Below are 19,852 nucleotides of genomic sequence, written 5' to 3'. Positions count from 1 at the left end.
GGCAAAAATTCTACTTAATTCTTTTTGGTTTTTGTTCATTAAAAGTTGAAAAATAAAAATATTCATAATCATCGATAACCACAGAATTTAAAAAATTTAAATTCAAATTGTCAAATATATAATAATTTGATAATGTTTTTCCTTGTGTTATAAAACACTTATATTTTTCCACTCTTAAGTTCTTTATTAATTCATCCAAACTTAATTTAGAATATCCAAAATATTTAAAATAATCAATCAATGATTTTTTACGAACAAAGCTATAAAAAAAGCGTTTTAGATTTTTTTTATTAAGAAATTTATTTATTTTTTCTTCATTTGTTTCAATGATTAAATCTAAAAAAATTCGTTCATTATTAAAAATAAAACAAGGTGACATTTCAAAATAATTTGCACTGTCATTATCTATGAAAAGTTCAGGATGTTTTTGTTTAAGTAAATAATAATCTTTTCAAAAAATGCAAAATCTAAAATCTTTCAAAAAGAAATTTTTTGAATTTTTAATCTTTTTTACAGTGTCATAAGACAAAGTTAGAGAAATATAATTATTTCTTGCAATCTCAAACAATTTTAAATATGCGTTTTTAATATTTTGATTATTTATCATGTTCAAATTATAAGCAAAGAAGAATAAAAATGAAATTTTGATTTCTATTTATATTTGTATATTTAAATTTATAATATTATATTAAGTATTAATATATTAATCTAAATACATTTATTAGAGCATGAAAGGAAATCATGGCAAAGAGAAAAGAAACTTTTTTTGAACGTTTAGCCAAGAAAAATGCAAACCATGAAAACGCATCATCTACTAAAGTTAAAAAGAGAAAAAGTTGAAAGGTATTAGTTTTTGGATCACTTTTAACATTAGCTGTAATCGTTGGTGTTACAGTTCCTCTTGTTATAACCGGTACAAAAACTACTTATAATGACAAAGAACCAGATACTAAAGTAATTTATTCATTTAAATCACCTGTGGATAATACTGAAATTTTTACAATTACTTTCGGGGATCTTGAGAAAAGTAATCAAAATGAAACAGAAAAAAAATATCAAGACAAATTAGATCAACTTTATCGTTTAGCAGTTTACTATCTCTATGAAAAAGAAGCTAAAGCTTCAAAAGAGTATCAAAAATTATTGAATGCATCAAGAAAATCTGGAACAGCAGAAGTAAATAATATAGCGTTAAAATCAATTGTGGAATTAAAAACACAATATCAAAATGAATTGTTAGACTTAAAAGAAAACACAATTAAAAAATATGGTTTTTCAAATTGAGAAACAGAATTTAATAATTTGTTAATTTCAAATTACGAAGGTGCCACCACTATTGATGAAGCAGTAGATAAAAAAGTATTTAATGAAATTCAAAATGATGCATTGCGTCGTTTTAGACTTTCAACTTCATCTGTTAAAGATTTACTAGAAAGAGTTGCTAACAATGACATTCATGCGACAGATGAAAATGGCCGTGTTGATACTAACAAAATTTTATTTAAAAAAGGTGAAAAAGTTTTCCCATGATTAAAAGAAATTACTGAAACTGATAAAAACGGAAATTATTTCCAATTTGATGATCAATATATGGGCTTCATGACAGAAAGTTTTGATACCAACCATAAAGATGCTTTATCATTTATTAAATACTATTTAAATAGCGACAATCCATATCTATTTAGTCAATTTACTTTACCAGGTATTGCAAAAGTTAAAAATAGTGATAATTGAACAGTAGATAGAAACTTTTTTAAATATTTAATGTACGCATGACCTGTTAGATCAAATGACGAGACTGCACCAATTTATAGTTATCAAATGGTTAAGGATTTCTTTAAACCATTTTCAGAATATGTAACTATTTTGAATGATGAAAATTCATCTACTTTACCATTAAAGGCTAGATATTATAGTGATATTTTGAATAAACTTTCAAAAGATACAAGTGAGCTAAAAAATAATTTTGGTACAAAAGGAATTTCATCACTAACAACATTGTTAACTAATAGCGACGAAGCATTAAAAGCATTTACAACTATCCCTGAATTATTAGGTAGTGAAGAAATTAAAACTATTGATTTATTTGGTAAATTAAAAGAAATTCAAGAAGCAATTGCTTCTGATCAGTCAATAACATTACCTACATATTCTGATGCAGATACTTTAGACAAGAAAAAAGAAGTTCTTACTCAATTTAATGAAGCAATGAAAGATGCTTTTGATAAAACAGATGATGTTAATGAAAAAGGCTTATATACAGATAAATATAAAAAACTTGTGACTGCTAAACTTGCGGAATTATTTGAAATAGGTCCTGAAGTTGATGGTAAAAAACAAATTTACACTTTATACAAATTAAAAGATAGTGAAAATTTTGTTTTACTAACCAAAAATGGTATCACTTTATTAAATACCCAAACATTAGGTGATACAGTTGAAAATCAACAAGATCAAATTTTGAAAATGATTAAAAATGATTTTGTTCTTTCTAACAAATTCAAACAACTTTCTGGTGTTAAATATAATGCTCTAGCAACTATTAATACTTCACTCACTAATAAACAAAATGTAATAAGAACTATGTTATCAGATAATGAATTCGTTAATTACTTGAAAGAACAAACAAATATTTATGCTACTGATGAAAATGGTTCAAATCTTTCAAATGCTAAATATGATGATGTAGCAATTGAAGAATTATTATCAATAAATAATAATGTTGAGTTATCAACAAATTCTGAAAAAGCCTTAACTATTACTAAAAATGTAAACGAGTGAATGAAAACAAGAGCACAAAATGGGGCTGATGCTAATTTTGTAATTAAAAATAATAAAACTTACTTTGCAAACAACAATTCAAACTTTGAAAAAACAGCAGATAATCTTTTAAACGAGAAATTAAAAGAATTATTAAATCTTTTTAAAAACAGATAATAAGGAAAGGAAAATTAAAATGAAAAAACTTTTTAAAAAATTTGCAGTTAGTTCAGTTATTTCACTTCCTTTATTAGCTGTAGCTTGTGGTAATGTAGTTGATACTCCAGAAAAAATTAAGCAAACAAAAGCTTTACAAGAACAAGCCTTTATTCAATCAGTTGAAACTAACTGATTAGAGGTAACAGTTGCTTCACTTTATGGTTATCAAAAAGAAGAAAATGTGAAATTTAGTGATTATTTAAATACACAAATAGATACTAAAAATCCAAATTTATTTAATGATGCATATAATGCTTTTAAAATTTATGCAGAAGAAAAATTAAAAAACAATCCTTATTATTTTGTTGAATTAAATATTACTTTAACTAAAAATGCTAATTTAAGTCCACAAGAAGCATCTATTTTAAATCAACAAATAACATCTTCAGATGTTCCTTCAAAAGATGCTTTTAAAATTTATTGAAAAACAACTGCAAGCAACATTAGAGCTGATGTACTTAAGATGTTGTTAGTTTATAAATACTTCACACTTTCAGATGTAGAATCATTTAAAAAAATTGAAGATAACTTTAAATTTACTGCTTCATATATGAAGTATTCAAACAAAAACTATTTCTTGAATAAATATGCTTTAAGTAAAAGAATGGTACAAATTTGACAAAAAGCATCAACTTCTTCAATTTCAACTGATGATTTCTTTTTACAAGGATATGGCTTTATTACAGGCCCTGAAGCATTTAATCAATTCTTGAAAAATACTAATGAATACAATAATACTTTAGCAAGTAACAGTTCACAAATTTTAACTACTAATTCATTAGACACAACATTAAGAGGATATTCAGGCTTTGAAACTAATGTTAATAAATATGGTCTATTTTGAGATTATGAAAATCTTAAAAAATTAACATCACCATCTTCAGATTCATATTCACTAAACGGTTATTATGATCCAAAAACAAACAAACTTTTAACCAATGTAAGTGAAACAAATGCTTATTCACCTTTTGCCAATGATTCAGATACAACTGACAAAGCAATTGTTGTGTATTTAAATCAAATCGTTCCAATTGCTGAATTAACACCAACTAATATTCCTGTTGGAGAAGATCCAAAAGTAACTGAATCTATTACACTTTTATCATTTGAAAATACGCCTTACAAAGATGCTTTAGACAAACTTAGTTATATTTACTATCTCAAAGATAGTGCTCTATATACAACAGCGCAAACTGCATTTGCAAAACTGGGTTATAAATTAACTTTAGAAAATATTGATGATAGTTTAACTAAAGCATTAAAAGATAAAGTTTTTGTAAGCGTGAAAGAGAGCTAGAATGAAAGATTTGTTTCTAAAAATCATTAATCGTGAATTACCAAGTGACATTCTTTATGAAGATGATAAATGTATTGCAATTTATGATAAATACCCATTTCGTGAAGGACATTTTTTGGTCATTCCTAAAAAATGAAGTCAAAATGTAACTGAAATGGATGATGAAACTGCAGGACATGTATTTAATGTAGCAAGAAAACTTGCTAAAAAGGAAATTTTGGATAAAGGCATTCCTGGATTTAAAATTATTATTAATACTGGTGAAATGGCAGATCAAACTGTTTTTCACACTCATGTACATGTGATTCCTTTTAGAGAAAAAGCAATTATTATGAAATAATATAAAAAAGACCTCTAATTTTCTTAAAGGTCTTTTTTATACACTTTTTGGCAAATTTAATAATTTAAATATTTAAATAATTCAAAAGAATTTTTTAGATCATTCATTGATAGTGGAAATTCAGAATCAATTTCATAATCTTCTAAATTTCCTTGGATTAGAAAAGCGAAAATTTCTTTTTCTTTATTTCTTCATTCTTTTGTATTGAAAATAGTTGCTGTAATATTAATTAAATTTATTTTATCTTTCTTGTTGATCTTAGAAGTTAAATTAACATATGAAATAGAGTGATTAGATCTAGCAAATTCTCGATATTTTTTAACCAACTCTTCAGAATAATTTTTATCTAATAAATCTTTTTTATAGTTCAATTCAGTATTTTCTTCATTTTTAAATTTATCTAGAAGTCTATTGTATTTTTTTAATTTAAAAATTACTCAAAAGTTAAAAAATCAAGCCGGAATAATTAAAAGATAAATAGCTGAAACTGAAACAACATTTTTATAATATTCTCGATCATTTTTTAAGTAATAAAGAGCAAGAATATGTAAAACAAAAAATACAATTGATGTTATTCAAAGCGGAATAGAATGTTTCATAATATTTTTTCAAACGGTTCTGAATATTAATTTTTTAGTATCAATGAAATTTCTATCAATTTCTAATTTATTTTTTAATAATAATTTATATTTGTGTTTAAAAATAGTAGGCCAATAAATAGTTATATTTTTGCCTGTTTTAAAACTAACGATAGACGATGCACTTATAGCAATCATTATATTTAAAGGAATAGAAATTATTAAAAATGTATATGTGTCAAATGTCATTATTTTTCCTTGCTTCATTTAACTTTTTCTAAATGTTCACTTAAATAAATTAAGTCATTTTGTTCAAATTCTTGGGTTGAATAAAATTCTCATTCTTTTCAGTTTTGTGGTATGAGTCAAAAATAAATTTCTTTAATAAAAGGTTTCAATTCCTTTTTTTCAAATTGTCTTTCGAATAAAAGAATTAAATTTATTTGTTTTTTACTACCTTTAATTTGTAGTTCTAAACGATCTTTTAATATTTTTAATTCTGTTATATTTTTGTATTTTTCATTAACTCCACTTGTTTCTTCTTTATCAAAAATATTAATTTCTTTTTTATTAACTAAATTGTTTTTTACGTATTTATCAACTTGTTTGGAATAATAATAAAGTTGAATTAATCTTTTGAAATCTCAAATAAGTCAGAAGAAAGGAATTGAGTACAAACCTAAATTGAAATAATTTAGAAGAAAAGATACATCATTTTTAGATAATACAAAATCAAGAACATTTAAAATAATTGCAATTGAAACAATAACTAAATCACGAAACAGTAAAATAACAATTAATTTTTTTAAAAATTTATAAATTATTTTTTTACCTTCTAATAATTCTTTACAAATTGAAATATCACCATTTTTTAATTCCTCTGTTTTATATTTAAAACCTAAAGCAAATTTTTCAGGACCTGCTATATTATCTATAAAAAATCAAAGTCTAACATAAATATGAAGTCCGGTAATCATAATAAATACTGTGGCAATAATTGAAAAAATGACGCTGTTACTCATTAACCTAAATTATCCCTTTCATTTTATATATCTTAATAACTTATTTTTTTGAAACTAAATTGTTAATTATCATTTTGCATTTTTTTAAACTAACTTACCAGTTAACAGAAGTTCTAAAAAATTATAAACAAAAACGCAATAATTTATAATTTACTGCGTTTTTGTTTATTTATTTTTGCTTTAATAATCTGTTTTATAGAATTATTCTTCATTTTTGATTTGTTGTAAAATGCTATCAATTTTCATTGCTGAATTATTTAATTCATCTAGTTCAAAGTGAATGTCAGGAACTTTTCTTCAATCTAGAACTTTGGCAATTCTAGTTTTTACATAACCCTTAGCTCTTTCTAAAGCTTCAATACCTTTAAGTGATCTAGCTTCAAAAGTTACATAAACTTTAACATGTGAAAGATCATTTGACAATTTGCAATCCATAACTGTTGGATTAATTACATCGGCATTATTAATGTCATAAAGGATTTGAGCAATTAAATTTTTAATTTGTTCTTCTCTTCTTAAGGTGTTAATGTTTGGTTTCATAATATGCTCCTTTTATATATATAATAATTTTATTATTTTTTAGGAGTATTTTTAAACTTATACTGTCAAAATTTTTCAAAATTGATCCTTAATATTTCTAAATATTGAAGAATTTTAAAGTTAAATTCATTATTTTTTTGAGTTGTTAAAGTTCTTTCTATGTGTGTTTGAAAACTTTTTTGATTATTTAAATAATTAATGATTCTGCTTAAATCATCATTGTTATATTCTTTAATTTCATTTTGTAATTTTGTTCAATTTATTTTAATTTTTTACAGAAGTTTATTCTTTGAATCATTCTCTTTAATAAAAAATAAAAAACCGATAGCATTTGCTATAAAACCATTTTTATTTATATATTTTGAAGGCATTAAATTTAGTGTTTTATTAATTTTTTTAAAATATTTAAACAAATTAACATTAAAAGATTTATTATCAATTTTTTTAAGAGAAAAAGTTTTTGAATATTTAATTTCTTCTATTGTTATTTTGGGAAAAACCATTTTTATTATTTCTTCTTCTAATAACTTGTTTCAACAAAGAAATGAAGAATTATTCTTTGAAATTTCAAAAGAAAAGTCACCTAATAAATTTTTAACAGCAAAATTTAAAGTTTCTTTTATTTTCTTTTTTAATTTTGTTAAAGATAAATTACTTAAGTTAATCTTAAAATTTAAAATTTGATTTTTAGATATTTTTTTGCCTTTTTTATAGTGACAAATGCTAAAAGAAAAAGGGATTTTAGTGAATTTTAAAAAAACTTTTTTCTTTAAAAATCTTTGTCAAATATTAAGATCTACAACCTCGAAATCTATAACAAAATAATGTTTTTTCATTTTTCAATTATAGTGAATTAAATTTCTTGGTGATGAAATAAAAAAATAAGCCAAAAGGCTTATTCATATTTCTCTGGGTGTTCTTTTTGCATTTTTGCCACAAATTCTTTTTTAGGCAACTGTCCATATTTATCCATTAATTCAACACATTCTTCTAATTCGGCAAGTGCTCATTCTAAATTTTCAAAACCTTGAACTTTGGTAAGGCCTGGTTTTTTTCAATTTTTGTAGTTATTAAAGAATGTTTCAACATCTTTTAAAAATGGCTCAGGTAAATCTTTTAATTCTTGAATGTGATCTAAACGATAATCATCAGCATGTACAGCAACTAATTTAGTATCAGTTTCTCCTGAATCTATCATTTTCATTGCTCCAATGATACGCGCATTTAAAACTACACCTGGGATGAATTTTTCTGAACTATAAAGTAAAACGTCTAATTCATCTCCATCTCAATCAAGAGCATTAGGAATAAATCCATAGTTTGATGGATAAACAAAATCTCCTCTTAAAATTCTATCAACATGAATTTGTCCGTCTTTACGATCATATTCATATTTGATGTTTGAACCTTTAGTAATTTCAATTTTAATTTCTACAATATTATTTTTTGACATAATTCTTTTATTATAAAACATTAATCACTTGCTTTTTTAAGATTTTAAAAAATGAATTAAACACATATAAAATATTTTTTAAATGTCTATGATTATCTCTAATTTTTAATAGTAAAATTACAATAATTATTTATAAGGAGATTAAACAAATGTTATTTAAAAATATTTTGACCGAAAAAACTAATGACGTTGTTTTAAAGGCCTTTTTTAAAGACCAAGAAGCAAAAAAATATTTAGTTGAAAAAAATGGTAAAGTTACCGAATATTTAAATGAAAATGTTGCCTATGTTTATTTAGGAGAAAAAAAAGATTTAACAAAAGAAGCTTTAGTGTCAACTTTTAAAGGAGTTTTAGCTGCTCAAGGTAGAACATATTTAGTTGATATTGCTTCATTTGTTAGTGAAAATGTAAATGAAGTTGCTGTAGTTGAAGCATTAACAAGAGCAGTATACTTTGTTAAAGCAGATTTATACAAAGAAAAAACAACTTGCACAGGATGCAAAGGTTATGAATTATTGCCTTATTTAACAACAGTAACTAAGGAAGTACAAGATGCTTTTGAAAAAGCAGTTGTTTTAGCTGAAGCTACTAATTTCGCAAGAAATTTACAAATTATGCCACCAAACATTTGTAACTCAGAATATTTGGCTGATTTTGTTCAAAAAGATTTAGCACAATATGATAATTTAAAAGTAACAGTACTTAATAAAGCACAAATTGAAAAATATGGTATGGGACTTTTACTTTCAGTTAACCGTGGAAGCGTTTATGAACCACGTGTAGTTGTAATTGAATACAACGGCGATAAAGATAGTGAAGAAAAAACTGTTTTAGTTGGTAAAGGAATTACTTTTGACTCTGGTGGTTATTCACTTAAAGGCGGAAGACACATGTTAGGCATGAAATTTGACATGTCAGGTTCTGTTATTGTTGCTGGAGCTTTAAAAGCCATTGCACAATTAAAACCTAAGAAAAATTTTGCTGCTGTAATGTGTATTACTGATAACCGTGTTAATGGTGATGCATCATTACCTGACACTGTATGAAAATCAATGAATGGTAAAACTGTTGAAATCAATAACACAGATGCTGAAGGTCGTTTAGTAATGGCTGATGGTTTAACCTACGCAGTAAGAGAATTAAAAGCTACACGTTTAATTGATGTTGCAACTTTAACTGGTGCAATTCTTTCAGCTTTAGGTCACACATACACAGGTGTATGAACAACAACTGAAAAAGCATGAGAAGATGTTCAAGCAGCAGCTAAAAAAGCTGGAGAACTTGTTTGAAGAATGCCATTCGATGAAGCTTTTGCTAAAAATATTAAACAATCAAAAGTTGCAGATTTAAAAAACACAGATTTATCAGGTAACGGTGGATCAAACTCTGCAGCAATGTTTTTAAAAGAATTTACAGAAGATGTTGAATATGTGCACTTTGATGTAGCAGGAACAGCTGAAATTAGTGAAGAACCACAAGGTGTTTTAGTTCACACATTAGCTGAGTTAGCTTTAAACTAATTTTTACAAAAAAGCCCGTTTCATAGGGCTTTTTGTGTCAATTATGTATTTAAAATCACATGGTAACGGGCTTTTGGAAGTAATAACAGGCCCAATGTTTTCTGGTAAGACAGAAGAGTTATTAAAAAGAATTAAAATTTTAGAAATTGCAGATATTAAAACATTAGTTGTAAAACCACAATTTGATACAAGATTTTCTGAAAATAAATTAGTAAGTCGTACTGGTGGAAAAATAAAAGCCCATAATATTAGTAAAGCAAAAGATATTTTAACTTTGTGAAATCATACTTATAAAGCGGTTGCAATTGATGAAGTAAACTTTTTAGATAAAGGCTTATTAAAAGTAATTGATAAGTTAGTTTTAAACGGAGTAAGGGTAATTTGTTCAGGTTTAGATATGGACTTTTTACGTCGTCCCTTTGGAATTATGCCTCAGATTCTTTCAATTGCTGATGAGGTTGTTAAATTGAAAGCAGTGTGTGTCAAATGTAAAACGTCTGCAGGTTTTTCATTTAGAAAGGTTAAATCAACAGATTTAAATCTTTTAGGGGATAGTGAATACGAAGCAAGATGTAGAATTTGCCATATAAGTGGAGAATTAGAAAAAGAAGAGTTATTGAAAAATAATAAAGAAAAATAAGTTCAATTTGAACTTATTTTTTTCTTTTAAAATGAGCACTTAATTCAATATGATAAGTTTGCGGGAACATATCGAAAGGTTTTAAATAGTTTAATTCATATTCATTATCAATTAAAATTTTAGCATCTCTAACAAAAGTGTGAGGATTGCAACTAATATATCCAATTTCTTTGGGTTTCAATTTCAAAATGGTAGACATAAACTTTTTATCAATTCCTTCACGAGGAGGATCGACAATTAATTTATCAATTTCTTCCTTTAATTGTTCACTTGTTTTATTTACATTGCCAGCTATAAAAAATGCATTTTGAATATTATTAATTTTTGCATTATTTTTTGCATTTACTACAGCTTCAGGAACAATTTCAAAGCCAATAACTTTTTTTACTTTTTTGGCAACTGAAAGACCAATAGTTCCTATTCCACAAAAGGCGTCAATTACTAAATCACTTGTTTTAAAGTTCATTTGATCAATTAAACTTTTATATAGATGTGATGTTTGTTTATTATTGATTTGAAAAAAGCTATTTCAATTTATTTGGAAGTTTAGATCATTTATTTTGTCTACAAAATCTTTTTTATAGATAATTTGTTTTACACGCAGTTTATTTTTTATGCTATAAGTGTTGTAAACTTGAACTAAATTTTGAAAATTATTTAGAAAAAGAGACAAATGTTTTTTATCAATTTCATTTTTAGTTTTTAGAACTAAAATGAGATTGTTTTCTTCAAAAGAATTTCTAATAATAATCTCTTCTAAGTTATGTTTAAGAGAAGCGAAATTATTTATTTTTTCCAAAAAAATATTTAGAAAATCAATAATGTTTTTTTGTGCAAGATCTAATGAAGTTTTTTCAACTAAAAAATTTGTTTGTTTTTCATAATTAGCACAAGTAATTTTGTTGTTTACTGTTTGGCAAATTAATTTGATCTTATTTCGATAATTCCAAGTGTCAGGAGATTCTTTAATTTTCTCAATTGTTAAAAAATTCAAATTTCTATTTACTAAATTTTTAACAACATTTTCTTTGAATTTTAGTTGTTCATTGTAAGGAAGATGAGCTAAAGGAGCAATTCCAGACAAAATTAGTGGATCATTAATATCTTTTATTCTTTTCTTTGACTTTTTAATTAGTTTGATTATTCTTGCGTAACTAATTTTAGAATTAGTTTTTTTAATAACTATATCGGCAATTTCATCCGGTAATAGATTTTCAACAAAAATAGTATGATTTTCTAACCTAACTACACCATAACCTTCGTATGATAATTCATTAGTTTTTATGTTTTCAACTACATCACCAATCCTATACATAATACTCCTTAAGATACATATTATTATAGTGAAAAAAATAAAAAAATTTCTTTGATTTCTTTTTGAAATGGATCTAGAATTAAATTGGAAAAATTAAAAAAAAGAATAAAAAGAAGGCAAAATGAGCAAATTTTTGCGTTTTTTGCCAGTAACTGGTTTGATTGTTCCCGTTATTGGTGCATCAGCAAAACAATCAAATAATTTCAAAGATGAATATGTTAAAGAGATAGTTTTGAAAGAACAACAAAAACTTACAAGATTGCTTAACAAAGAAAGTAATTTATCTTTCGTTAAATTTCTTAAAGATATATTCAATCGCGAATTAATTCTTGTAGTTTTTGATAGTGGTTATTCAATAGTAGATTTAAAAACAAAAATTTCTATAGAAATAAACTGAACTGAACTAAATAAATCATTGGAGAATAAAGAACTTATTTACGGTGGTTTTTTAGGCATTCTAGAAATTAAAGATAAAGGCAGAAATTTTATTAGTTTGAATGACAACAAAGTTTATACTTTTGAAAATCTTCTAAATGCCTATATTCATATTGATGAAAAACGAATTGAAAATGATACCCGTATAAAACATGAATCACAAAGAAATAAAAGAGGAGTGGGAACAATGGAGGGGGTTAAAACTCTTCAATATGAAAAAAACGGCCACTTCAATATTTCAACCGAAGTTCCATATGGATGATGATTCGGATCAAGAGATAATGTGAGTAAGGCAGGTTATATTGATTTAAGATTTGAAAATAGTGAAAATGGATTGTGTGAATATGTGGCTTTGTCACAAATACTTTTGTACAATGAACTATTTATAAAATCGGGAGTATTTACAGATGAACAATTTCGAAAATATATTGTAGAATCAGCGTTTTCTAATAAATTGGAAGACACTTCCCCACTTTTTAGATATCACAATAACAATAGTCCAAAAGAGAGTTTAGGATATAAATTGTATGAACTAGCAGATAAAAATATAGACTTAAAAACTGGAAATTTATACGTACAAGCTACAAAAAGTTTTATTTCGAATCCAGAAGAAGAAAAAAATGAGTCTTTGATACAAAATTTGGAGGTTACTACAAGGCCTGAGAATCAGTAAAAAGAGGAATACCAGCTATTTTAGGAATTGCACCTATAAGTGGTCCTTTTCCTAATCATGCATTAATTATTTATGGATACGATGATGATACAGACATGTTTTTAGCTTCTTGTTGTTGAAGTGATAAGTATCACAACAGTGTTTTGTACTCTTATTATACTTCAGCATGAGGATCATACTTTTTTTCAATGCGTTTAAAAAACAATTCAAAACACGAAACTTTAGAAAAAAAATTTAATTGAAATGGCAAAAAATATACTGGAAGACAAATAAATGCATTATTTGAAATGCAATAGAATTCTTATATTTATTTGCAACTCTTCGCTTTTAATCATCATATTTTTATCAATTGTATTTTATCCTTTTGTTCTTCTTTGTGCAAAGGGAATAAACTCATCTTTCAATACATTTAAATATCTTTATCACAAAAATATAATTACTGACAATTTTCTTTTTTATATAAAACATGTTGCTATGATTTGAAGTATTATTCTTTTAATTTATATTTGATCATTTTTTGTTTTATTGAATAATAAAAATTTTTGATTTTACTCATTATTTAGTATTTTCTTTGTAAAAAAAATTAAAGTAAACAAAAATTACTTGTTAAGAAAAAAACTATTTCTTTTCTTTTCGTTGCCCATATTAATAATGGTGGTTTTAACCTGAATTGCAGAAACAATTTTCAATGTTTTTATCATAAAAAACATATTGGAATTAGCTATTTCATTGCCATTGACTATTTTTGTTACTGTGATTTTTATTTTGTGTTGTGTTTTTATTTATAATGATAATAAAATTACAATAAAAAACATCTAATATGCTATAAAAAAGCATTATAGATGTTTTTTTGGATATGGTGCCAAATACGAGAATCGAACTCGTGATAACTGATTACGAGTCAGCCGTTATACCACTTAACTAATTTGGCATAAGAAATAAACAAGCTCTTAAATTGTATATAAAAATGCAGAAATTTCTGCATTTTTATAAATGTATTCTTAACGTTTGATTTCTTTAAGTCTTGCAGCTTTACCACTTCTGTTTTTCATGTAGTAAAGTTTTGAACGACGCACTTTGTTTGAACGAACAACTTCAATTTGAGCAATAAGAGGTGAGTGTAATGGGAATGTTCTATTAACTCCAATACCAAATGATGTTTTTCTTACTGTAAATGTTTCACGTGTTCCGGTTTCTTTTTTGCTAATTACTAAACCTTCAAAAATTTGAATACGTTCTTTTTCACCTTCACGAATACGTACGTGAACCTTAACATTGTCTCCAACACGAAATTCTGGGTGATCTGTACGTAATTGGCTTGATTCTACTAATTCGATTAATTTATTTCTCATTTTGTTTTATCCTTTCGATAATATCAGGACGATTTTTCAATGTTTTTTGATATTGTGCCTCTTTTTTTCATGCTTCAATTTTTGCATGATTTCCACTAAATAAAACTTCTGGTACGGACATTCCTTCATACACTCTTGGGCGTGTGTACTGAGGATAATCTAAAAGTCCTTCGTTTTGAAATGAGTCATTTTCATGGCTTAATTGATTAATTACACCAGGAACAAGTCTTGCTATTGCATCAGCAATTACCATAGATGGCAATTCTCCTCCGGTCAAAACATAATCGCCAATTGAAATTTCTTCATCCACCAGTTCTACAACTCTTTCATCAAAGCCTTCATAACGTCCCGAAATAAGAGTTATTTGTTCATGTTTTGCTAAACGATTAGCAATTTGCTGATCAAATTTTTTACCTTGTGGAGAAACCAGAATTTTATAACCACCATTTTTTTCTAATGATTTTAAAGCAAGATCAATTGGTTCTACTTTTAATAGCAAACCATGACCTCCACCATAAATTTCATCGTCAACTTTATTATGTTTATCATTTGAAAACTGTCTAAAATCAATTATTTTAATATCTAATAAACCTTTGGTTTGCGCTTTATTAATAATTGATTCTTCAACAAATGGTTTAAAGTAATTTGGAAAAAGAGTTAAAAAATTAATTTTCATTATTTAGCAGATTTATTTTTTTGAAATTTAGTATTCAAACCGTGTTTTCTAAATAAGTTGTAAACAGTTTCAGTAATTTGAGCACCTTCGTTGATTCATTTTTGAGTTGCTTCTTCGTTAAGAGCAAATTCTTTGCTACGTGGGTTGTATTGACCTAAAGCTTCAATAAATCTTCCATCACGTGGAGCACGAGAATCTGCAGCTACAATTTTGTAGCAAGCATTAAATTTGCTACCTAATCTTTTTAATCTAATTTTTACCATTGTAGTAAATTCTCCTAATTATTTTAATGTCAAGCGAAACTGCTTGACACCAAGCAATTTGCTTTATTATTTTAATATAAAAATAATTTTTAAAAAGAAATAAACATTTTATTTTTTTGAAAAAATATTTGAGGTATTTTATTTTTTTAGTTTATAATGCTAATGATGCGTTCCCTTAGATGAACGATTACTAGTTTTCAAACTAGTTGCTTAAGAGTATATTGCTCCCTTCCTTTAAATAATTTAAAAAAGTTTTATGCGTGAAACTTTTTAATATTTCTTATAGTATGTAAATCAAAAAAAATGAGCTTTTGAGCTCTTTTTTTATACAATTTTTACAGATACAAATATTTATATAAGGACTTATTATGGCATGAAATTATAAAAAAACATTGGGAACAGCAGGTGGAATTCTTTTAGCAGCTGGTCTTGGGGCAACAGTTATTTATTTACAATATAAAAATATTTTTAAAAAAGATAAATCTGGCAATTTAGATTCAGGTACATCCGATCCTAATAAAGATACTAAAATTCCTATTTTAGAGGGTAATAATGAAAAATTGAACATCATGTCATGAAATATTTTAAACTTTGGTGGCGAAGATTCAATTAAAAATTCTAACAAGGTTTTAGGTATTGCAAAAACTATTCTATATAAGAATAGTGATATTGTTGCTTTGCAAGAAATAAATGATGGAGATGGAGCAAAAGTTAAAAGAATTGTTGATACTTTAAATGAGCTAGATAAAAATAATCAATGAGTTTTTGCCAGTTCTAAAAGTGAACCCAATCCTCAGTATGCAACACAAAGAGAGCAGTTTGCCTTTGTTTATAAAAGTAATAAAGTAGATTTGTACAAAAGTGATAATTTAAGAAAATACAATTATGTTCGTTATCCATTTATCGCATATTTTAGGGACAAAAATGCTAAAAATGATTTTGCTCTCATTAATATTCATTTAGATTCGCCAGGCAGTCCATCAAACCCTAAGTCAACTAAGCAAAATGATGAAGCTAGTGAAATTTATAGTGGACAAGGAAACAAAGAAGTTCAAGAAGTACAAGATTTAGCAGTTATTATTAAAGAACTAAAAAAAGATTATCCTCACGATATTTTAGTAATGGGAGATACAAATATTAAAAATGCTAATAATCTAATTTTTGAAACAAAAGAATTTACCGAAAACGGCATTAAATTGGCCTATAAGGAATTTGCTAAAAACTTAAATGAATACTATAAAACTTCACTATCGACACTTGAAGCTTATAAAAAGGATGGTCAAAAAAGAGGCTATGTCAATGCTTATGATAAGTTTATTTATTTAGATCAAAATGAGCAAAATATTATGCCATTAGAACCAGAAAACTATAGGGTGGATTTATTACATGCTTTTGATACAAATGGCGGTTGACTAAATTTAAGTGAGCATCAACAACTTTGATACCAAATGCCGCAAAACAAAGGCAAATATGTTAATGCTAATAGTGTTCCTTGATATGAATTAATTCGGGGAGATATTAGCGACCATGCCCCTGTTATGATTGAGTATAAATTAAATCAATAACTTATTGAATATATAAAAAAGATGCGCAAGCATCTTTTTTATTATTAATGTGAATAATATTAATTTGAAAGGATTACACCTTTGTTTTTGATGGTTTTAGCTGTTTTAGCACTTACTCTAAGTACAGTTTTTCTACCATTAACTACAACAGTAATTTTTTGTAAGTTAACGTTGAATTTACGTTTTGTAGCATTCATAGCATGTGAACGTAAATTACCAACTAATGGACCTTTTCCGGTAATTTGGTCAACTCTTGACATAGGGTCTCCTTTCATATTCAAACTATAGTTTATAAAAAAGTAAATTAATTATATATTAAAACTTATAACACAAAAATATTTTTTAGAATGTTAAATGCTTAACTTATCTGCAATATTTTTAGCAGCAATTGCCCCATCAGCAGCTGCGGTTACAATTTGACGAACTGTTTTTTGTCTAATATCACCAATGGCATAAAGATCTTTAACATCAGTTTCCATATTTTCATCAGTCATAATAAATCCTGCTTTATCAGTAATATTTAAATGTTTAAATGAATCATTGCTTGGAATAAAACCAATAAATGGGAAAAATCCCTGTGCTTGAATTTTAATTTCTTCACCCTTAGCATTAACTAGAGTGAATTCTTCGATTCCACTTTGTCCATTAATTGACTTAATTACTGTTGACATATGAATTTCTACATTTGGAATTTTTTTCAAATCTTCAACTAATCTTGCTTCGGCAATAAAGTGATCATCTTTTACTACAAGGTAAACTTTTTTAGCAAGTTTTGCTAAAAAAGCAGATTCTTCCACAGCGCTATTTCCACCACCTAAAGCTACAACAACTTTATCTTTAAATAATGGACCATCACAAGTAGCACAAAAACTAATTCCTCTAAATTTGAACATTTCATAGTTTTCAATGAATGAAGGTTCTCTATTAACCATACCAGTAGCAATAATTACAGTTTTAGAAACTAAAGTTGTATTATCACTTAAAAGTGTGTGAAATTCTTTATCTTTAACTTTGTCAATTTTGACAACTTCACCAAAGATATGTTCAGCACCAAATGATTTAGCATGATCATAGGCTTTCATTGAAAGTTCATAACCTTCAATTAAATCGAAACCTAGTCAGTTTTCGATTTTTGAGGTCTGCGTCATTTTTCCACCAGGTGCGCCTTTTTCTACTAAAGCAGTAGTTAAATTTGAACGTGAAGCATAAAGAGCTGCGTTTAATCCTGCAGGACCTGCTCCAATAATAACAACATCATAAATTTTATTCATAATTATCCTTTCAACTCAACTAAAGGTTCTCTTGTTCTTTTAGTTCTAAAAACTCTAGTTGATTCAATTCATTTAATGTATTTTTCAGGATGAGCGTAAGTGTAATCGAATCAGTATTTTCTTTTTATTCTTATATAGTGAATTTTGCAGAAGAATTGGAAATAGATAAACGCTATAGTTCCTGCAAAAACGAAAGCAATAGCAGCAACTGAATAAAGCGCATATGCATTTTGACGCAACGGTTCCATTGCTAAACGCACAAAACCATATCATATGAAGTATGCTCCTGCACTTGCACCAGGTTTAAATAATCCAAATAGATTTATTACTCAAACAATTACTAAGTAACCAATAAGGTTAATTAGTGACTCGTAAAGGAATAGTGGATATCTATAAAGACCTATTTGATTGTAACTTTTGGAAACTGAATCGGAAATAAACATATTGCTTGCAAAAGTTTTTCCAAAAATTAACACGCTTGATCCATCTCAATCAACTTTTCCATAAAGTTCATGATTAGCGTAATTTCCTCAACGTCCTATAACTTGTCCAATTAAGACAGTAGGGATAATGATTGAAGCAACTTTTCTCATATCCAAAACATCTCTTTTTGCATAGACATAGAAGAAATCGGCAATGAAAGCCGCCACAACTCCACCTTGGATACTTAAACCACCTTCCCAAATTGCATATCAACGACTAAAATCAAAAGTATCGCGTTTATAAAGAAATTCTTCAACTAAATCTCAAAGCCGCGAACCTATTAAAGAAGTCGGAATTGTAATAAAGACAAGCATCATTAAATATTCAAATTTATAATTTTGTCTTTTTCAAAAAATAGCTATTGTTAAAATTGCAGCCAAAATACCTAAAAACAAGGTTAATGAGTAAGTATGGAATGAAAAATTTCCAATTTGAAATAACACACCACCCGAACCTTCAGCATGTGCTGTTTGAGGATATCAAATATTATTCATTTATATCATCCTTTCTTTTTTCAATTTGTGATAGCACACTACTACCATCTTTTCTTGCTACAAATGTACTCACTGCAGCTTCAATTAAAGAAGCAGCAGAGAAACCATTTTTAACAGGAATTTGAATTTTTGGTAAATATCCATCTAAGATGTTGTATTGTAAATAATCAATTCCTAAACGATCAAAATGCACATTTTCGCTTGGATAAACTAATTCAGCTACAAAATCAATTACAGCCCCATCAGTGATTGATTTAATTCCATAAGTGTATTTAATATCGATAAGTCCAATTCCTCTTACCTCAATAAAATTTTTTGTAATTTGAGGGGCAGTACCATAAAAATGGACACCAATGTGTTTAATCAACACTGCATCATCTGAAATAAATAAATGCCCTTTTTGAATTAACTCTAAAGTTGCTTCAGACTTTCCAACACCACTATTTCCAACAATTAATACTCCTGTTCCGCCTATTGAAACAAGACATCCATGAACTTGAATTTCTTCTGAAAACATGTCATTCAAGTATGTTCCAATTGTTGTCATAATTTTTGCAGTATCTTGTTTTGACCAAAAAACAGGAATATTATATTTATCTGCAATTTCAACAATTCAGTTTTTAGCCATTTCTTTAATTCCACAAGAGAGAATTAAAAGTGGTGGTTGAACTTGTAAAACAAGGTCTAAAACTTTTTTAGCTTTACTCTCTCCAATTTTTTCAAAGTAACTATTTTCGCTGTTTCCTCAACAAATAACATTATGCTGGTAGTTGTCTCCAACAAATTCACCAGCAAGCTCTAAACCTAGTTTTTTGACAGAGGGAGAATAAATATCTCGCAATTCAATATTTTCCTTATGATTGTCTAAAGTTAGATTGAACTTTTCAATTAACTTTCTTACATTTATTTTTTTTGCTTGCATATTCACCTATTTATTAATATTATTAATTATAATT

The 19,852-nt window shown here is 26.6% G+C and carries 21 protein-coding genes and 1 tRNA gene; 7 read left to right on the top strand and 15 right to left on the bottom strand.

The window, feature by feature from the left end; genetic code table 4:
• Positions 1-10 precede the first annotated feature (10 nt).
• Positions 11-607 carry a hypothetical protein gene (locus tag EXC37_RS02880; RefSeq protein WP_029891898.1) on the bottom strand — a complete coding sequence of 199 codons (597 nt, stop codon included), beginning with the start codon at positions 605-607 and terminating at the stop codon, positions 11-13.
• Between the two features lie 134 nt (positions 608-741).
• Here EXC37_RS02880 and EXC37_RS02875 point away from each other — a divergent pair, with 134 nt between their 5' ends.
• Genes EXC37_RS02875 through hinT form a run of 3 tightly spaced genes read left to right on the top strand, consistent with a single transcriptional unit; the run spans position 742 to position 4,616 of the window.
• Positions 742-2,937 carry a HinT-interacting membrane complex protein P80 gene (locus EXC37_RS02875; protein WP_029891897.1) on the top strand — a complete coding sequence of 732 codons (2,196 nt, stop codon included), beginning with the start codon at positions 742-744 and terminating at the stop codon, positions 2,935-2,937.
• Between the two features lie 19 nt (positions 2,938-2,956).
• Positions 2,957-4,276 carry a HinT-interacting membrane complex lipoprotein P60 gene (locus EXC37_RS02870; protein ID WP_029891896.1) on the top strand — a complete coding sequence of 440 codons (1,320 nt, stop codon included), beginning with the start codon at positions 2,957-2,959 and terminating at the stop codon, positions 4,274-4,276.
• A 1-nt stretch (position 4,277) separates the two neighbouring features.
• On the top strand, positions 4,278-4,616 hold the full coding sequence (gene hinT / locus EXC37_RS02865; protein WP_006608860.1) for a histidine triad protein HinT: 339 nt from the start codon (positions 4,278-4,280) through the stop codon (positions 4,614-4,616).
• Positions 4,617-4,672: 56 nt separating this feature from the next.
• On the opposite strand, the gene EXC37_RS02860 is transcribed toward hinT, so the two are convergent.
• From EXC37_RS02860 to EXC37_RS02840, 5 genes are all read right to left on the bottom strand, one after another.
• A complete protein-coding gene (locus EXC37_RS02860) occupies positions 4,673-5,443 on the bottom strand; it encodes a hypothetical protein (RefSeq protein WP_006608859.1) in 771 nt (256 codons plus the stop codon).
• Positions 5,443-6,216, bottom strand: coding sequence for a hypothetical protein (locus EXC37_RS02855; protein WP_029891895.1), 774 nt, complete (start codon positions 6,214-6,216; stop codon positions 5,443-5,445). Before EXC37_RS02855 ends, EXC37_RS02860 begins: the two co-directional genes overlap by 1 nt.
• Positions 6,217-6,417: 201 nt before the next feature.
• Entirely contained in the window at positions 6,418-6,756 is a 339-nt protein-coding gene (gene rbfA / locus EXC37_RS02850; RefSeq protein WP_029891894.1) for a 30S ribosome-binding factor RbfA, read from the bottom strand.
• Between the two features lie 272 nt (positions 6,757-7,028).
• Positions 7,029-7,592 carry a hypothetical protein gene (locus EXC37_RS02845; RefSeq protein ID WP_129693845.1) on the bottom strand — a complete coding sequence of 188 codons (564 nt, stop codon included), beginning with the start codon at positions 7,590-7,592 and terminating at the stop codon, positions 7,029-7,031.
• A gap of 59 nt (positions 7,593-7,651) precedes the next feature.
• Positions 7,652-8,209, bottom strand: a complete 558-nt coding sequence (locus EXC37_RS02840) for an inorganic diphosphatase (protein ID WP_029891892.1) — start codon at positions 8,207-8,209, stop codon at positions 7,652-7,654.
• Positions 8,210-8,358: 149 nt separating this feature from the next.
• Here EXC37_RS02840 and EXC37_RS02835 point away from each other — a divergent pair, with 149 nt between their 5' ends.
• Positions 8,359-9,729, top strand: a complete 1,371-nt coding sequence (locus tag EXC37_RS02835; RefSeq protein ID WP_029891891.1) for a M17 family metallopeptidase — start codon at positions 8,359-8,361, stop codon at positions 9,727-9,729.
• 43 nt (positions 9,730-9,772) lie between these two features.
• Positions 9,773-10,369 carry a thymidine kinase gene (locus tag EXC37_RS02830; protein ID WP_006608853.1) on the top strand — a complete coding sequence of 199 codons (597 nt, stop codon included), beginning with the start codon at positions 9,773-9,775 and terminating at the stop codon, positions 10,367-10,369.
• A gap of 13 nt (positions 10,370-10,382) precedes the next feature.
• Here EXC37_RS02830 and rlmD read toward each other — a convergent pair whose 3' ends face one another.
• Positions 10,383-11,684: a 23S rRNA (uracil(1939)-C(5))-methyltransferase RlmD gene (rlmD, locus tag EXC37_RS02825; RefSeq protein WP_029891890.1), complete on the bottom strand. Its 1,302-nt coding sequence runs from the start codon at positions 11,682-11,684 to the stop codon at positions 10,383-10,385.
• Between the two features lie 121 nt (positions 11,685-11,805).
• Here rlmD and EXC37_RS02820 point away from each other — a divergent pair, with 121 nt between their 5' ends.
• Positions 11,806-12,792 (top strand): putative cysteine peptidase, encoded by a 987-nt coding sequence (locus EXC37_RS02820; RefSeq protein ID WP_029891889.1) that lies wholly within the window; start codon positions 11,806-11,808, stop codon positions 12,790-12,792.
• Between the two features lie 857 nt (positions 12,793-13,649).
• Here EXC37_RS02820 and EXC37_RS02815 read toward each other — a convergent pair.
• From EXC37_RS02815 to rpsP, 4 genes are all read right to left on the bottom strand, one after another.
• Positions 13,650-13,723: transfer RNA gene (locus tag EXC37_RS02815), tRNA-Thr, on the bottom strand.
• A gap of 70 nt (positions 13,724-13,793) precedes the next feature.
• On the bottom strand, positions 13,794-14,144 hold the full coding sequence (gene rplS / locus EXC37_RS02810; RefSeq protein ID WP_006608848.1) for a 50S ribosomal protein L19: 351 nt from the start codon (positions 14,142-14,144) through the stop codon (positions 13,794-13,796).
• Complete coding sequence (gene trmD, locus EXC37_RS02805) at positions 14,134-14,820, bottom strand: tRNA (guanosine(37)-N1)-methyltransferase TrmD (RefSeq protein ID WP_006608847.1); 687 nt, start codon at positions 14,818-14,820, stop codon at positions 14,134-14,136. Before trmD ends, rplS begins: the two co-directional genes overlap by 11 nt.
• Entirely contained in the window at positions 14,820-15,083 is a 264-nt protein-coding gene (gene rpsP / locus EXC37_RS02800) for a 30S ribosomal protein S16 (RefSeq protein ID WP_006608846.1), read from the bottom strand. The genes trmD and rpsP overlap by 1 nt, the downstream gene beginning before the upstream one ends.
• A 368-nt stretch (positions 15,084-15,451) precedes the next feature.
• Here rpsP and EXC37_RS02795 point away from each other — a divergent pair, with 368 nt between their 5' ends.
• A complete protein-coding gene (locus tag EXC37_RS02795; RefSeq protein WP_029891888.1) occupies positions 15,452-16,648 on the top strand; it encodes an endonuclease/exonuclease/phosphatase family protein in 1,197 nt (398 codons plus the stop codon).
• 59 nt (positions 16,649-16,707) lie between these two features.
• Here EXC37_RS02795 and rpmB read toward each other — a convergent pair whose 3' ends face one another.
• From rpmB to hprK, 4 genes are all read right to left on the bottom strand, one after another.
• Positions 16,708-16,908 carry a 50S ribosomal protein L28 gene (gene rpmB / locus EXC37_RS02790; RefSeq protein WP_006608844.1) on the bottom strand — a complete coding sequence of 67 codons (201 nt, stop codon included), beginning with the start codon at positions 16,906-16,908 and terminating at the stop codon, positions 16,708-16,710.
• A 90-nt stretch (positions 16,909-16,998) separates the two neighbouring features.
• Positions 16,999-17,919: an NAD(P)/FAD-dependent oxidoreductase gene (locus EXC37_RS02785; RefSeq protein ID WP_029891887.1), complete on the bottom strand. Its 921-nt coding sequence runs from the start codon at positions 17,917-17,919 to the stop codon at positions 16,999-17,001.
• A gap of 2 nt (positions 17,920-17,921) precedes the next feature.
• Positions 17,922-18,896: a prolipoprotein diacylglyceryl transferase gene (gene lgt, locus EXC37_RS02780; RefSeq protein WP_029891886.1), complete on the bottom strand. Its 975-nt coding sequence runs from the start codon at positions 18,894-18,896 to the stop codon at positions 17,922-17,924.
• Positions 18,889-19,818, bottom strand: a complete 930-nt coding sequence (hprK, locus tag EXC37_RS02775) for an HPr(Ser) kinase/phosphatase (protein WP_006608841.1) — start codon at positions 19,816-19,818, stop codon at positions 18,889-18,891. The genes lgt and hprK overlap by 8 nt, the downstream gene beginning before the upstream one ends.
• Positions 19,819-19,852: the final 34 nt, after the last annotated feature.

It is taken from the genome of Mycoplasmopsis columbina (assembly GCF_900660685.1).
Lineage (GTDB): Bacteria > Bacillota_I > Bacilli_A > Mycoplasmatales > Metamycoplasmataceae > Mycoplasmopsis > Mycoplasmopsis columbina.
This window is presented reverse-complemented; position numbering and strand designations above follow the sequence as displayed.